This is a genomic window from Microbulbifer mixtoriginis (SeqCode), from assembly GCF_052467235.1.
Genome location: NZ_CP174305.1, coordinates 1,819,912 through 1,834,990, shown reverse-complemented (window position 1 = coordinate 1,834,990; position 15,079 = coordinate 1,819,912). Strand labels below are relative to the sequence as shown.

Annotated in this window: 14 protein-coding genes and 1 other RNA gene; 11 read left to right on the top strand and 4 right to left on the bottom strand. The window is 53.8% G+C overall.

Going from position 1 to position 15,079, the window contains the following annotated elements; genetic code table 11:
• The first annotated feature begins 96 nt into the window (after positions 1-96).
• Both ilvA and ACJJIO_RS08005 read left to right on the top strand, forming a co-directional pair.
• Positions 97-1,611, top strand: a complete 1,515-nt coding sequence (gene ilvA / locus ACJJIO_RS08010) for a threonine ammonia-lyase, biosynthetic (protein WP_252083596.1) — start codon at positions 97-99, stop codon at positions 1,609-1,611.
• 245 nt (positions 1,612-1,856) lie between these two features.
• Positions 1,857-1,994 (top strand): hypothetical protein, encoded by a 138-nt coding sequence (locus ACJJIO_RS08005; RefSeq protein ID WP_252083595.1) that lies wholly within the window; start codon positions 1,857-1,859, stop codon positions 1,992-1,994.
• 168 nt (positions 1,995-2,162) lie between these two features.
• Here ACJJIO_RS08005 and ACJJIO_RS08000 read toward each other — a convergent pair whose 3' ends face one another.
• The 4 genes from ACJJIO_RS08000 to ACJJIO_RS07985 form a co-directional block, all read right to left on the bottom strand.
• Positions 2,163-2,741 carry a 5-formyltetrahydrofolate cyclo-ligase gene (locus tag ACJJIO_RS08000; RefSeq protein WP_444910684.1) on the bottom strand — a complete coding sequence of 193 codons (579 nt, stop codon included), beginning with the start codon at positions 2,739-2,741 and terminating at the stop codon, positions 2,163-2,165.
• Positions 2,742-2,768: 27 nt separating this feature from the next.
• Positions 2,769-2,949, bottom strand: a non-coding RNA gene (gene ssrS, locus ACJJIO_RS07995) — 6S RNA.
• Between the two features lie 73 nt (positions 2,950-3,022).
• Positions 3,023-3,352 (bottom strand): cell division protein ZapA, encoded by a 330-nt coding sequence (locus tag ACJJIO_RS07990; RefSeq protein ID WP_252083593.1) that lies wholly within the window; start codon positions 3,350-3,352, stop codon positions 3,023-3,025.
• Positions 3,352-3,555: a TIGR02449 family protein gene (locus tag ACJJIO_RS07985; protein WP_152455364.1), complete on the bottom strand. Its 204-nt coding sequence runs from the start codon at positions 3,553-3,555 to the stop codon at positions 3,352-3,354. Before ACJJIO_RS07985 ends, ACJJIO_RS07990 begins: the two co-directional genes overlap by 1 nt.
• 120 nt (positions 3,556-3,675) lie before the next feature.
• Between ACJJIO_RS07985 and ACJJIO_RS07980 the strand changes: the two genes are divergently transcribed.
• The 9 genes from ACJJIO_RS07980 (at position 3,676) to gcvH (ending at position 15,016) form a co-directional block, all read left to right on the top strand.
• Positions 3,676-4,329, top strand: coding sequence for a UPF0149 family protein (locus ACJJIO_RS07980; RefSeq protein ID WP_444910683.1), 654 nt, complete (start codon positions 3,676-3,678; stop codon positions 4,327-4,329).
• Positions 4,329-5,684, top strand: a complete 1,356-nt coding sequence (locus ACJJIO_RS07975; RefSeq protein ID WP_444903316.1) for an aminopeptidase P N-terminal domain-containing protein — start codon at positions 4,329-4,331, stop codon at positions 5,682-5,684. Before ACJJIO_RS07980 ends, ACJJIO_RS07975 begins: the two co-directional genes overlap by 1 nt.
• A 66-nt stretch (positions 5,685-5,750) precedes the next feature.
• Positions 5,751-6,992, top strand: coding sequence for an FAD-dependent monooxygenase (locus ACJJIO_RS07970; RefSeq protein ID WP_444910682.1), 1,242 nt, complete (start codon positions 5,751-5,753; stop codon positions 6,990-6,992).
• Positions 6,993-7,072: 80 nt separating this feature from the next.
• Positions 7,073-8,311: a UbiH/UbiF/VisC/COQ6 family ubiquinone biosynthesis hydroxylase gene (locus ACJJIO_RS07965; RefSeq protein WP_252083590.1), complete on the top strand. Its 1,239-nt coding sequence runs from the start codon at positions 7,073-7,075 to the stop codon at positions 8,309-8,311.
• A gap of 136 nt (positions 8,312-8,447) precedes the next feature.
• Positions 8,448-9,413, top strand: a complete 966-nt coding sequence (locus ACJJIO_RS07960) for a rhomboid family intramembrane serine protease (RefSeq protein WP_444910681.1) — start codon at positions 8,448-8,450, stop codon at positions 9,411-9,413.
• Positions 9,414-9,841: 428 nt separating this feature from the next.
• Positions 9,842-11,893 (top strand): alpha/beta hydrolase family protein, encoded by a 2,052-nt coding sequence (locus ACJJIO_RS07955; RefSeq protein WP_444910680.1) that lies wholly within the window; start codon positions 9,842-9,844, stop codon positions 11,891-11,893.
• A 253-nt stretch (positions 11,894-12,146) separates the two neighbouring features.
• Entirely contained in the window at positions 12,147-13,271 is a 1,125-nt protein-coding gene (locus ACJJIO_RS07950) for a CNNM domain-containing protein (RefSeq protein WP_252083587.1), read from the top strand.
• A gap of 202 nt (positions 13,272-13,473) precedes the next feature.
• Positions 13,474-14,562: a glycine cleavage system aminomethyltransferase GcvT gene (gcvT, locus tag ACJJIO_RS07945; RefSeq protein ID WP_252083586.1), complete on the top strand. Its 1,089-nt coding sequence runs from the start codon at positions 13,474-13,476 to the stop codon at positions 14,560-14,562.
• A gap of 67 nt (positions 14,563-14,629) precedes the next feature.
• A complete protein-coding gene (gene gcvH, locus ACJJIO_RS07940; protein WP_252083585.1) occupies positions 14,630-15,016 on the top strand; it encodes a glycine cleavage system protein GcvH in 387 nt (128 codons plus the stop codon).
• Positions 15,017-15,079 lie beyond the last annotated feature (63 nt).

Sequence of the window (15,079 nt, the reverse complement as noted above, 5' to 3'; positions counted from 1 at the left end):
GTTGCGCTTGCGGCGGCTCCATGACCGCCCACTCCTGCTACTACGCTTGCCTGAGTCGCACACAGAAATTAACCGCAACGGCAGTTGATACACGCCATGCCCAAGTCCTATATCAAGCGCATTTTAGACGCGCGCATTTACGATGTCGCCATTGAGACGCCTTTGGAGCCAATGCGCCAGTTGTCCCACCGTCTGGGCAACCGAATTTTGCTCAAGCGGGAAGACCTACAGCCGGTTTTTTCTTTCAAGATTCGCGGCGCCTATAACAAGTTACTGCAACTGCCCCCGGAGCAACGAGCGCGCGGAGTAATTGCCGCCTCTGCGGGTAATCATGCCCAGGGGTTGGCAATGGGTGCCGCACAATTGGGGGTGCGCGCGACTATTGTGATGCCAAAGACCACCCCGCAAATTAAGGTCAGTGCCGTTCGTATGCGCGGTGCTGAGGTGGTGCTGTACGGGGATACTTTTGATGAGGCGGCCAGCCGAGCCCGCCAGCTGGTGAATGAACGCGACTTGGTATTTGTACATCCTTATGACGATCCGGATGTAATCGCCGGACAGGGCACCGTAGCCATGGAGTTATTGCGCCAGCATTCGGGTAATCTCGAGGCGGTTTTTATCCCGGTAGGCGGCGGCGGGCTTGCTGCGGGCATGGCGGCTTACATTAAATATGTGAGGCCGGAGACCCGTGTCTATGCCGTGGAGCCAGAGGAGGCGGCTTGTCTTAAAGCGGCCCTGAAGAGTGGTGAGCGTGTCCGCTTGCCGCAGGTAGGGTTGTTTGCCGATGGCGTTGCGGTGGCACAAATTGGCGAGGAGACCTTCCGTGTGTTACGCGAAACAGTGGATGACGTGATCACGGTTAGTACCGATGAAATTTGCGCGGCGATCAAGGATATTTTTGAAGACACTCGCTCAATTGCCGAACCGGCCGGGGCAGTAGGCTTGGCCGGCTTAAAAAAATATGCAGAGCAGAGTGGTGGCCGCAATGTGGCTCTGGCGACGGTGTGTAGTGGTGCCAATATTAATTTTGACCGGCTGCGTTATATCAGTGAGCGCACAGAAATTGGTGAGAAACGCGAAGCGGTGCTGGCCGTGCGTATTGAAGAGCGACCGGGCAGCTACCTGCGCTTTTGTCGCGATCTTGGGGACCGTGCTATCACCGAGTTTAATTACCGTTATGCAGGGGATGGTGAGGCGCATATTTTTGTCGGCTTGCAGGTTTCTGCCGGCAGCGACCGCAGCCAGTTGGTAGAAGAGTTGGAGCGCAAAGGTTATAGCGTGACAGATCTCACCGATAATGAAATGGCCAAATTACATATCCGCCATTTAGTCGGTGGGAGAGTTCCGGGCTTGTGCCACGAGGTGGTCTACCGCTTTGAGTTTCCGGAGCGCCCCGGTGCGCTGCGGAAATTTCTCGAGCAATTAGCGGGCCGTTGGAATATCACCCTGTTTCACTACCGCAATCACGGTGCCGCTTACGGCCGGGTTCTAGCGGGTATGCAGGTTGAGCCCTCTGAGCGCGAGGAGTTATTGGATCTGTTGGAGCAACTGCAGTTTCCCTTTTGGGATGAAACTGAAAATCCCGCTTACAGCTTCTTTCTGGGTAGCTGATCCCAATTTGGGGGCATGGCGAGAAAGGTATCTCTTCACTTTCTTTTTGAGTAGACCAGGGTTTAAGTTTTGTCGAACCCCCTTGAGCAAAAATGCGACAAAAAACGCAGAAATTATTCAATAAACGGTTACTATTCCGACGATTGTTCAGTATCTTCTTTTGTCGTGGAACTTTTGCTATGGCTTAGGTCATAAGCGGGGTGAAACGCATATAACAAAAAAATTGATCGTACAGGATGGTCCCAATGAAAGCCGATGCGCTGACAATCGCCGTGGTTGTCTTTGTCGCGGGCGTTCTGCTGAGTACTAGTGGTTTGACCGAGGTATTTGCCTCGGAAAAAGAGCCGCCAGCTGCTCTGCAAGAGGGAGTGGTTACCCGTTAGGCTGATGCCGGGGGGCGCTCTGCCCAAGCACAACAAAAAAGGCCGGGTACCTATGGTGTCCGGCCTTTTTTGTTTGTGCTTTTGCGCCTAGCTAGTTTTTTATAGGCCGTTGAGTGCTCAAAAACTTTGGCATTATGTGATGTTTGTCAGAGAGTTGCTGCTCACGAATTACCGGCAACGATAGATACGCTTCTCTGTCACCACCATATCGAGAGGAATATCCCAGTTATCCGTTGGCAGCTGATCCACACATTGCAATTGGTGGGCGGCGCCAATTAGCAGTGGCCCACTACCGGGCAGCAGTTGTTTGTGTTCAAAGGTACGATCATAAAAACCCGCGCCCATCCCCAGACGGGCGCCATTGGGATCGAAAGCCACCAGTGGTACCAGCACTAGGTCTAATATGCCTGCGGCTCGGCTGGGGCTTCGCACTGGCTCAGGAATATCGAAACGGTTTCGAAAAGGTAGCGGGCTGCCATTCCACTGCTTGAAGCCCAGGTGTGGGTGTGGTTCCACCGGTAGTATTGGCAGGTAGAAGTGCTTCTTCGGAAAGCGTTGCAATAGAGGGCGAACATCTAACTCACCATCCATTGGCCAGTAAATACCAATATGGAGGGCGCGCTTCATCTGCGGAATTCGGTTCAGCAAAGTGATGGCAGAGCGGCCATGCAGACGCTGTTGGTAGGCACTAAGCTGCCTCCGCCCCGCGCGCATACGCCGTCGCAGCTGCGTTTTATTTTCGCTCATGAATTGGGGGAGTATAGAAAAAGAAATGGAAACCCCGAGTGTGCGGCTGTAGACGGAGCCTTGAACCGTAAGGTTCAAGGTGGCAGTCTCCGGGGCACATAAGGCTTTCCGCTGCATGGCGGACCTGCACACCAGCACCCGCTGGAAACCACCAGGGTAAGATTATCGGCTCAAGGACATAGTCTGCTGGCCAACACCCCAGGGTATGTACTAATTATAACTTGTTGAAAGGGGGGCTGTTAACCGCAAATTGGGATGTTTTGCGGCACTGCTGGCAAAAGTTATGACTGGGCCTCGCTTTCTGGGTCGGTATCCCCCAGGGCGTTTTGCATCTTATTTTGAAGCCGTTCCAGGATTTCTTTCTGCAGGGGAATACTGCTTAATTCCGCTTTCGCTTGGATAAGTTCGTGGGCAATATTGAGCGCGGCCATCACGGCAATACGCTCTACGCCAATAACGGTGCCGGTGGTTCGGATTCGAGACATGCGCTCATTAAGTAATTGAGCGGAAGCCTGTAGTCCCGCACGCTCGCCGTCGGCACAGGCAACGCGGTACTCTTTGCCGAGAATGGAAACGGTGACGGTTTCAGAAGTTAATGCAGAGTCTGCCATCAGGATTCTTGCGTAAGCCCTTTGAGACGATTAATCATGGCTTCAACCCGCGAACGGGCGGCCTCATTATTTTTAATTAAGCGCTGGCGTTCGCGCAGCCAGTCGGCTTCCTGCCGGCGCAGTTCACGATTGTCATTAGCCAGCTGTTGGCAGCGGGCGATCAGTGAATCTACGGTGCTTTCTAACGCTTGCAGCTTATCCATATTTCCTGCGTTTGAGGTCTACGTCTGAGTTCGCAACACGACAGACTGCGAGGGATTCCGCTACTATATTGCCGGCGAAATGGTGGGTCAATCGCTCCACCTGCGTGGACAATCACAAAATTGTCCTTAGAACCCCGATTCTCATGCCTGCTGCTGCCACCGCAGCGCATCGAATCCATCCCGATTAAGAAAAACTGTGCGGTAATCATGACTTCAGAAAACAACCGATTTGAGCAGCTCGCCAATGCCATTCTCTCCGCGGGTGGTCAGGTGGACCCGAGTGAGTTACACGGCTTTACCTGTGGCGTGTTGGCTGCCGGCGTCGAACCGGATAAAAAACGCTGGCAAAAAGAACTGGCGGAGTTGCTCGACCTTGAGGCGGTACCCGCAGATCTGGATCGGGACTTATTGCAATTGGCGGAGGAAAGCCGCAAGCAGCTGAGTGGATCGGATTTCTCTTTTCAGCTGCTCCTCTGCGACGATGAAGATATTGTCAGCCGCACTCTGGCCCTGGGCCACTGGTGTGAGGGTTTTTTACACGGGTTTGGCATCGCTGGAGCAGAAGTAAAGATGCAGCCCACCAGTGAAGAGGCGCTCAAAGATATTGGAGCTATCTCCCAAGTGGATGCCGATCACGTTGAAGAGAGTGAAGAAGCTGAGCAGCAATTAATTGAGTTGCAGGAGTATGTGCGGGTTGCGGTGCTCAACATATTTACCGAAGTGCGCGGCAGCCACTCCGGCAGCCACTCCGGCAGCGGCCCCACCGTCCACTGATGAGTGGCAGCGAAAGCGCAAAAGATCCGCTGATTAGCGGGGCGGAATATGCCCTGCGACGCGCCCGGCTTATGGCGGGGTTGGCCCCGGATAGCCTGGCGATCATCTCATCGGCTGGGGAACAGCTGCGTTCCCGCGATACCTACTTTCCTTTTCGACAGGACAGCGACTTTCTCTATTTAACCGGATTCGATGAACCGGAATCATTACTGGTGCTTCTACCCGGCCGCAGTCAGGGAGATACCCTGCTGTTTTGTCGCGAGCGCGATAAAGAGAAGGAACTTTGGGATGGGCCACGTCTGGGACCAGAGCGCGCAGTAGCTCAATTTGGTCTTTCGGATGCTTTTCCCATCGGCGACCTCGACGATATTCTGCCCGGATTAATGGAAGGGCGAGAGCGTATTTACTTCCCTATGGGGCGCTATGCCCATTTGGATCGACGGCTGCGCGCTTATCTACAGGCGATACAGGAGGCGCCCTCCAGCAAGGGGGCGCCGGAAATGCTTGACCTGGATTATCAGTTGCGCGAGCTGCGTCTGCTCAAGAGCGAACGGGAATTGGATTTGATGGCCCGTGCAGGGGAAATTAGCGCTGCTGCACATCACTGCGCCATGGTGCGCTGCCAGCCGGGACTTTACGAATACCAGTTGGAGGCGGCTCTCTTACATAGCTTTATGGATGCTGGTGCCCGGGAAACTGCCTACCCGACAATAGTCGGCAGCGGTCGCAATGCCCTGATTATGCACTATTGCAGCAATAAGGCACGGATGCGCGATGGCGACTTGGTATTGGTCGATGCGGGTTGTGAATACCGGGGGTACGTCGCCGATATTACCCGAACCTATCCGGTCAATGGCCGTTTTAGTGATGCGCAAAAAGCAGTGTATGAAATTGTCTTGGCGGCGCAGGCGGCAGCAATGGAGCAGGTTTGTGTCGGCAACCACTGGGATCAGCCTCATGGTGCCAGTGTTGAGGTAATCACACGCGGCTTGCTGGACTTGGGGCTGTTGCAAGGAGACTTTCGTGAACTGATCGATTCGGGTGCCTATCAGCGTTTTTATATGCACCGTGTTGGGCACTGGTTGGGTATGGATGTCCACGATGTGGGCGACTATCGGGTACAGGGCGCTTGGCGGCAATTGAAAGCGGGCATGGTGATGACTATAGAGCCCGGTATTTATATTCCGGCAAACGATGATCGCATACCTCTGGAATTTCGCGGTATGGGGATTCGTATTGAAGACGATGTCGCGCTCACTGCCGAAGGTGTGAGGGTTTTGTCTGAGGGTGCTCCAAAAGCCGTGGCAGACATTGAGTACACCATGCGCCATGGGCGGGATTTACTGACCCGCTAATTTAATTTGAGATTTTATTATTCAGTGGGCAGAGCTATTTAGACCACTGGGTAAGGGGAGGTTTCCATGAGTGAGCCGCTAGAGCGGGTAGATGTGGCCATTGTTGGTGGTGGTATGGCCGGTGCCAGTCTGGCACTGATGCTGGCACATTTCTGTCCTCACCTCAGCGTCCAGTTATTGGAGCAGAGGTCTCTGCCCAATGCCTCAGCGAGTGTGCAATTGCCCAGCTTTGATACCCGCGCCACAGCGATTGCTGCCGGCAGTCTGCAGCTGTTTGAGCAGCTGGGTCTTTGGCCGGCAGTGCGGGAGTACAGTGCTCCAATCAAACGTATCCAGGTGAGTGATCGCGGCCATGCCTTTGGCGCGGCCCTCTCTGCAGGCGCACAGAAGCAGGCCAGTTTTGCTGGAATGCTGGGAGCCGTCATCGAAAATGCGGCGCTGGGGCCCATCCTGCACAATGCTCTAAATGACACTGCGGTCAGGCTTATCTCCCCAGCTCGGGTAACTTCGGTGCAGATGGATAATGAGGGCGCTAACTTGCGTTGGTTAGCCGTGGATGGCGGTTCGGAACAGGTAATGAAATGTGACCTGTTGGTTGTTGCTGACGGTGTCGATTCACCGCTGTGCAAGCAGCTGGGCATGGAAATTGACACAGTAAAGTACCAACAGAGGGCGTTGGTCACTACTGTTGCTCTACAACGGGACCACGATGGCGTTGCCTATGAGCGCTTCACTGCATCCGGCCCCATGGCGCTGTTGCCTCTACCTCGTCGTGAGGGAGTACACCGCGCCGCTGTGGTTTGGGCCTGTGCCGAAGAGGAGGCCGACGTAGTTTGTGCGCTGCCAGAGCAGCAGCGCTTGCAACGCTTGCAACAGCAATTTGGGTGGCGAGCCGGTCGATTTATCAGAGCTGGGGCCCTACAAGGGTATCCTCTCAGTCTTTCTCTGGCTCGTGAGCAGTGGCGTCGCAACCTGGTTTTGTTGGGTAATTGTGCCCACTTCTTGCACCCGGTGGCGGGTCAGGGGTTTAACCTGACCCTGCGCGATTGTTATGCCCTGGCCCAGTCACTGGCGCGGTCGCAAGTGCAGAGTGGCGCAGTGGGGCAGCTGGAGTGGCTGGCGGCCTATGGGGAAAACCGAAGGCTCGACCAGCAGTTAACCGTAGGTTTCAGTGACCGAATCCCGGCATTGTTTTCCTCGGCTAACCCTTTCCAGCAAGTAGTACGCCAACTGGGGATGCTTGGCCTTACACTGGTACCGCCACTGCGGCAGCAGTTTGCCGGGCAGGCGGCAGGGTTTGGGCTTTAACCCCAGGCCAAAATGGCGGGGTTTCAAACGTTGCACCGCGATGGGCGTTAAATTTGGCACAACAGTGGAATTGGCTAGATATGAATAGACACCGTTTGGACTTTGCCATTGTCGGCGCGGGAATGGTGGGTATGGCTCAGGCAGCACTGCTCGCTGTGCGCCACCCAAATATGCGCTTGGCGCTGTTGGAGGCTTCTCCAGAGACCACTGTGCAGCAATCCGATAGCTACGAGCCGAGGGTTGTGGCGCTTACCCAGGCGTCACGTGAGTTGCTCGAAGAGGTTGGAGCCTGGGAGGATATCTCCGCGCAACGGGCCTGCCCCTACGTGGAGATGCGCGTTTGGGATGCTGATGGTACTGGTTCGGTGCGCTTTAACAGCCGCGATGTGCAATTGCCCAATCTGGGGCATATCGTCGAGAACAATATTATCGTCGCCGCTTTACGCGCGCGGCTAGAGGCCCTGCCCAATGTTGAGCTGGTTAACAGCTTCCGCTTGGAGAGCTGGTGGCGCGACTGTGGACTCTGGCATTTACAGCCGCGGGGCGAGCAGTCTGATGATGGGGTCGAAGGTTTGCGCGAGCAGGCTGAGATAGTGCAAACACGCCTGCTGATCGGCGCTGATGGGGCTCGTTCCAAGGTTCGTGATTTATTGCGCATCCGCTGCCAGGAAACCGATTACCACCAGACCGCTCTGGTCTGTGTAGCCCGCTGTGAGAAGTCCCACCGACACACCGCCTGGCAACGCTTCATGCAAAGCGGCCCCTTGGCCTTCTTGCCGATGGCCGGTCTCGGAGACGACAACCACTGTGCCGTGGTTTGGTCGGCGGATGATTCTCTCGCGCGTGAATTGCTGATGCTGGATGACCAGGCGTTTGCCCTCAATCTTGAAAAGGCCATTGAGAGCCGCCTCGGTAAAGTGGAATCCGTCAGTGAGCGTTTCTCTTTCCCCCTGCGCGCGCGCCATGCAGAGCGCTACCACGGACCCGGTGCGGTGCTGGTTGGGGATGCCGCTCACAGTATTCACCCACTTGCGGGGCAGGGGGTTAACCTGGGCTTCCAGGACGTACGCGTACTCACTGATGAAATAGATCGCGCTTTGTCACGCGGCCTGGAGCCGGCACATACCTCGGTATTGGCGCGCTATGAACGCCGCCGCCGTGGAGATAATGCCTCGACATTAAAGGCCATGAGCGCCTTTAAATCCCTGTTTGGTGCTGGAGATTTGCACTGGCGCTGGCTGCGTAATACCGGCTTGAGTATGGTGGACGCCAGTCCCATGCTAAAGAAGCGTATTATCTTGCGGGCTATGGCGGTTTAAATCGGATCTGTCTTAAATTACCCATCGGCCAGACCAAAGCTGGCCGATGGGTATATCAATAAAACTGTTAGAGCAGCCTGCCTGCCAGCTGATAATTTACCTCCTTAGCACAAGCCGGAATTAAGGGTTTCCCGAATTGAGTCAGTGGATTTTTGTTTACAGTTTCCCCCTCTCCAAGGATCTTGGTGCGCTGGCGCGGTTTATCCAGCGCCACCAGTTACCTTTGCGTATCACCGAGGAAAAAAATCAGCAGTTACTACTCTGCCCTGATGCTGGTTTGGCAGAAATGCTTAAGCCTCTACTGCAGCGTTGGGATTCTGGTGAGCTGGATCTCGATCAGGTACAAATGCAGAGGGCAGAGGAGCGAGAGTCTGGCAGTGAAGGGGGGCAAACCTCTGCGGCTGCAACTGACAGCCAGCTTGGCAATACAGGGGATAATCCCGGTAAAAAACACAGTGATGCGGTCTCTGTCCTGCCAAGTTTTCCGTTGGACAGGACTCCACTCAGCCTTTTATTAATTGCGCTGTGTTTTTTCGGCTGGTTTTTACAGGTTAATAATTTATCCAGTGGCTTATTAATTTACCCCGATCCAAATGCTGCGGACTCTTTTTCACAATCCTCACTGGCCTGGCATTTGGAGCGGGGGCAGTGGTGGAGAATATTCACACCAGCAGTTGTGCACTTCTCCCTACCCCATGCACTGTTTAATGCCCTGGGGATCTGGATTCTGGGCAGGCCAATAGAGGCCCGTGGTGGCAGTATTTTATTTGTTGTATTGGTGCTGCTCGGCGCCGCCGCCTCCAATCTGGCCCAGTATTTTTGGCAGCCTGGGATTCTTTTTGGCGGTATGTCTGGCGTCGTTTATGCCTTGGTCGGTTTCGCCTTGGTTTTACAGCGTTTTCAGCCTCTGTGGCGGGATATACCTGCAGGAATTCTCACTGTAGCCCTGGTGTGGCTGCTATTGTGCGCTCTGGGTGTTGTGACTCTATTAACTGGCGTTGGGGTGGCTAACGCCGCTCATATCGGTGGGTTACTTAGTGGCTTAATAATTGCTCTTGTGTACAGCGCATTAAGAGGTCCGCGAAGATTTGCCTCCGCGTAGAGAGTTTAAATATAGCGAGATGATAAGCCATTATCGCGTAGTGCGATCTCTTATGGTTATCGAAATGTCTTATTGGGATCGTTAATGTTTATCTGAATTCAGGCTCAGGATGGAAAAATTAACAAAAAGTACCCAATCTTTGTTCCAATGAATTGGTCTGATTCAGCCTTTATTTCCTTATTGATTGAGACGAGCTGAGTGGCCTGAGAGCTGGTCGGAATAGTGGGCCAGTGGATAATTGCGTACTCTATCTTCCCCAGGGTGCGTTTGACATAAAAGGCATAAAATATCTCTCTGCATTGTTACTCAGCATTAGGCATGGACTGTTAATGTTGAGATTAAGAGTCGGTATTTTCTCTCTCGCCGCCTTGCCCTAAGCGTTCCCCATATACCTCCGAAAATATCAATAAATCCAGGAAGGAACTCTTATGAGATGTATTTTCGTACTGATATCCTCGCTTTTACTAACAATGGCTGCTGGAGCTGAAGAGGCTCAGCGCTTGTCAGCCGAAGTGCTTTGGAAAATAAAGCGCGTGGGCACTCCAGTGATTTCTCCCTCTGGTGATCAGGTAGTAGCCCCTGTGACAACTTTTGATCTTGAACAGGATAAGGGGGAAACCCGCTTGTGGTTGCTCTCTACTGATGGTGATATCCAGAGGCCATTAACGGCTGTTGGGCTCAGTGTTTCGGAGCCGGTATTTTCCCCAGATGGTAAACATTTGGCTTTTATTGGCAAACGAAGTGATGACGATATCAAGCAAATTTTGATATTGCCTATGGCTGCTCCCGGAGAGGCGGTGCGTTTGAGTGAGGTACCGACTGGTGTCTCATCGATAAAGTGGGTGGGGGACCACCTTTATTTTATCTCGCGTATTTGGCCGGATAAAGCGCCGGAAGAAATGGCTGGCCGAGTTAAGGAAGAAAAAGAGAAAAAGGTGTCTGCCTATGTTTGGAATGCATTGCCTTTTTCTTTTTGGGATAACTGGATAGATGAGCAGCGGCAGGCGCATGTATTCAGAATCCCAGCCAAAGGCGGTGCGGTAGAAAATCTGACTTTGAGGACGGGTTTAAAGCTTCCCAACTGGATCCTGGGGGCAGAAAGTTATGACGTATCGCCCGACGAGTCACACCTCGCTATTGTGGCCGATTCCAAGAAAAGTGGTACTCGCCCAGACTTCGATGTGTTCCTGCTGGAGCCCGGTTCCCCTAAAGCCAGAAATTTGACCTTGGCCAATGAGGCGCCAGACTTCAATCCAAAGTTTTCACCAGATGGTCGTTTGTTAGCCTTTAATCGCCAGCTGATATCGGGTTTTTATGGTGATACGCGCCGCCTGGTGGTACACAGGTTGCGCTCTAGGCAGAACACTGTTTTACATGAGGAATGGGATAGATCCACGGATGGTATGGTTTGGGCACCCAGTGGGGGTGGTCTCTATGCCGCAGTCGACGACCAGGGCACTCGGCGAATTTACTATCTGCCCGTCGGTAATGGCGACCCAAGAGTAATCACCGATTCGACCGACTTTAGTAATTTGTCTGTTGCCAGTGATGGCACTCTGGTAGGTATTAACCAGAGCTTTCTCTATCCGCCAAGGGTGGTCAGTATTGATGCAAGAAATGGGGGAGTGGAGCGGCTGGATAGCTTTAATGATGATTTATTTGCCAATGTCGATCTGGGAACTTACGAGTCGGTGACATTTACCGGAGCGGAAGGTGCCGATATACAGATGTGGGTGCATTATCCACCGGGCTTTGATCGGAATCAGAAGTATCCATTAATGCTGTTACTCCACGGTGGGCCACACAATGCCGTCACCGATACCTTTCATTTTCGCTGGAATGCGCAAACCTTTGCCTCTTGGGGCTATGTTACCGCCTGGTTTAATTTCCATGGCTCCTCCGGGTTTGGTCAGGCATTTGCAGATTCCATCAATCCAGACTGGCTCAGTCGGCCGTATACCGACACCATCGCTGCAGCCGATTGGTTTAAATCGCAGAGTTGGATAGAGAAGGATCAATTAGTGGCAGCGGGAGGCAGTTACGGTGGCTATTTGGCGAGTATTCTATTGGGTCGCGAACATCCATTTAATGCCCTGGTAATTCATGCTCCGGTGTATAACCTCTACTCCATGCTGGCAGCAGATTATTCGGTACACGGGGTTCGCTTTGGCGAATATTGGCAGAGCCCGGAGATTTACCCCTCAATTTCACCGCATACTTATGCGGCTCAATTCAAGACGCCGAGCTTGGTTATTCACGGTCAAAACGATCTGAGAGTGCCGGTTGGCCAATCCTTCGAGCTGTTTCGCACTTTGCAAGAGCGCGGTGTTGAATCGCGCCTGATTTACTATCCCGATGAAAACCATTGGGTACTAAAACCGAATAATTCGTTGCACTGGTACGGACAGGTGCGTGAGTGGGTTGAGCGCTTTGCCGCACCTAATAGAGGCACCGAAGCCTCTGCCAGTGTAACGAAGTAAAGCTTGTTGGCAACTGGAGAGAGTTGGCTTTCTCTCCACTTGGTTTGTCCTGGAGCCTCTGTCGGTCACGGCATGAGGCTCCAGGTATACGCAATAAGTCCTGGATAAAACGCTTTTCTGGCCAATGCCTTACTCTCAAGGGAAGATTGGCCGGTTAAATTCATTTTTATTGCGGCTTTGATGCTTTCTGGGCTTGTTGTGTCACGGACAGTGCGCAAGAATTCAGCTCTAATTCTGCCGTAACCAGGGATATATGTTTCTCTTAATTACCTATATTTTTATCGCTCTCGGCTTTTCCTTTTTGTGCTCGATTGCCGAGTCGGTCATTCTCAGCGTCACCACGCCCTATGTGAGACTTCTTGAGAGGGAAGGGCACAAAGCGGGGCCTCTGTTGCGCAAGCTGAAAGGGGATATCAATGCGCCCCTGGCCGCGATCCTTACCCTGAACACTATTGCCCATACTGCTGGTGCCGCTGGTGCTGGTGCCCAGGCTGCAGCGGTTTTTGGCAACCAGTATCTGGGTATTGCCTCGGCAATCCTCACCTTGTTGATTCTGGTGTTCTCCGAAATTATTCCTAAAACCCTAGGGGCGGTTTACTGGCGTCAGCTGGCTCCATTTACTGCCTACGCGTTGCGCGGGCTGGTGTGGTTGCTCTACCCCTTTGTGAAAATGTCCGAGTGGCTCACACGGGGCTTATCGCACGGACCCACCCTTACGGGCTTCAGCCGCGATGAGTTTGCGATTATGGCGGAGATCGGGGAGGCCGAGGGCCAGCTGGAGCAGCGTGAGTCCAGTATTCTGCGCAACCTGTTTTTCACCCTGCGCGACCATTCTGTACGCGAGGTGATGACGCCGCGCACCGTGGTATTTTCCCTGCCCGAGGACGCCACTCTGGCTGAGGTCTACGAGGAGGTGGAAAGGGGGCGCTTCTCCCGTATCCCGGTATATGAAAACCGCGATCAGGACTGTGTGGTGGGGTTTGTACTTAAACAGGAACTACTGCTCGCCTATGCCAAGGGTGAGGGCGAGCGTAAATTGTCCGAGTTCCGCCGCGAAATGTTGATGCTGCCGGAAACCGCCACTATATATCAGGCCTTCCAGAAAATGCTGTCGCGCCGGGTGCAGATCAGTGCGGTATTGGATGAATACGGCAGCCTGGAAGGGGTGGTTACCCTTGAAGATCTTCTCGAGACTCTGCTCGGTGAAGAGATTGTCGATGAAGCGGATAAAACTCCGGATCGCCAGGAGCTGGCCAAGCGTCTGTGGCGCTGGCGCTCAAAGAGACACGGTCTCAAGGTGGACGAATCTGCGCAGCAGGAGCAGGATACTGAGGAGGCTGGTGAAGGTCGTGATGGCCGAGAGGGGCGCGATAGCTAATTTCTACACCTGACAGCTTGTGCTTTCCCTGCCAGTGGCCCCGACGGAATCTTTGACGGCCTCCGGCGGGCTCTACAGGTTTTGATTCCGATGGCTGCTAGGCTTCTGTGCAGATATGTCGCAGGCCATTGCCTGCTGGCAAGGTCTGTACCCAAGCCGCTAGAATACGCCGCTTCGGAACCTGACGGACTGAGATTTTAAAATGGGAAACAGAACGCCTCTGTATGACACACATGTCGCTATGGGCGGCAAAATAGTGGATTTCGGTGGATGGGATATGCCGCTGCACTACGGTTCGCAGCTGGATGAGCACAACAAGGTGCGCACCGATGCGGGGATGTTTGATGTCTCCCACATGACCGTGGTCGATGTCGATGGCGCTGACGCCCGCGACTACTTGCGCTACCTGCTGGCCAACGATGTGGCCAAGCTCGATGGCAATCCCGGCAAGGCACTTTACACCGGCATGCTGAATGAAAAGGGCGGCGTGATTGACGATCTGATCGTCTACCTGCGCGACCCCGGTTATCGCGTGGTGGTAAACTGCGCAACCCGCGAAAAAGACCTGGCTTGGATGAACAAGCAGGCGGAATCTTTTGAGGTCACTCTCACTGAGAGGCCTCAGCTGGCGATGATCGCCATCCAGGGCCCTAACGCTCTCAGCAAGACTAAAGAAGTTTTGGGCATCGACTGGACTGCGGCGATTGATGCGCTGAAAGTGTTCCAAAGCGTGGCCCGCGGCGAGTGGTTTGTGGCGCGTACCGGCTATACCGGTGAAGATGGCCTGGAAATCATGCTGCCCGGCGAAGATGCCAGTGGTTTCTGGCGTGCTTTGGCCGAGGCTGGCGTTGCCCCCTGTGGCTTGGGTGCGCGGGATACTCTGCGCCTCGAAGCGGGTATGAACCTGTATGGCCATGAAATGGATGAGGAAACCTCTCCACTGATCGCCAATATGTCCTGGACCGTCGCCTGGGCACCGGAGAGCCGCAATTTTATCGGCCGCGCAGTGCTGGAAGAGGAAAAGGCTAAGGGCATCGAACACAAGCTGGTCGGCCTAGTTCTTGAGGAACGCGGTGTTCTGCGTGGGGGCCAGTATGTGATGGTGGACGGTAGCGAAGAGCGCGGTATCATCACCAGCGGAACCTTCTCGCCTACCCTGGGTTACTCCATCGCCCTGGCGCGGGTACCGGCCAGCGTCGGCGATACCGCCGAAGTGGAAATCCGCAAGAAACTGCAGCCGGTCAAGGTGGTTAAGCCCTGCTTTGTGCGCAACGGCAAATCGGTTATTTAAGCGCCGCACCACAGGTGTCAGCGCCATTCAGACAATATATACAGATGCTTAATCAAGGGATCACAGCATGAGCGAAATCCGCAATGAATTAAAATACCTCTCCAGCCACGAGTGGGCGCGATTGGAAGAGGATGGCACAGTTACTATCGGCATCAGTGACCATGCCCAGGACGCTCTGGGTGATGTGGTATATGTTGAAACCCCCGAAGTGGGCAGCACTCTGGCTGCCGGCGACGAGGCCGGTGTAGTTGAGTCTGTTAAGGCCGCTAGCGATATCTACTCCCCGGTATCCGGTGAGGTCGTAGAGGTGAATGAAACTCTGGAAGAGTCCCCGGAGACCGTGAACTCCTCTCCTTACGATGACGGTTGGTTTTTCCGTATCAAGCCCAGCGATGTGAAAGAGCTGGACAATATGCTGGATGCCGATACCTATCGCTCGGAGTCTGAGGACTAATTCCTCACGCTCACTGAGTGCAAAAACCGCTGCTATTGGCAGCGGTTTTTTGTTTATAGATGG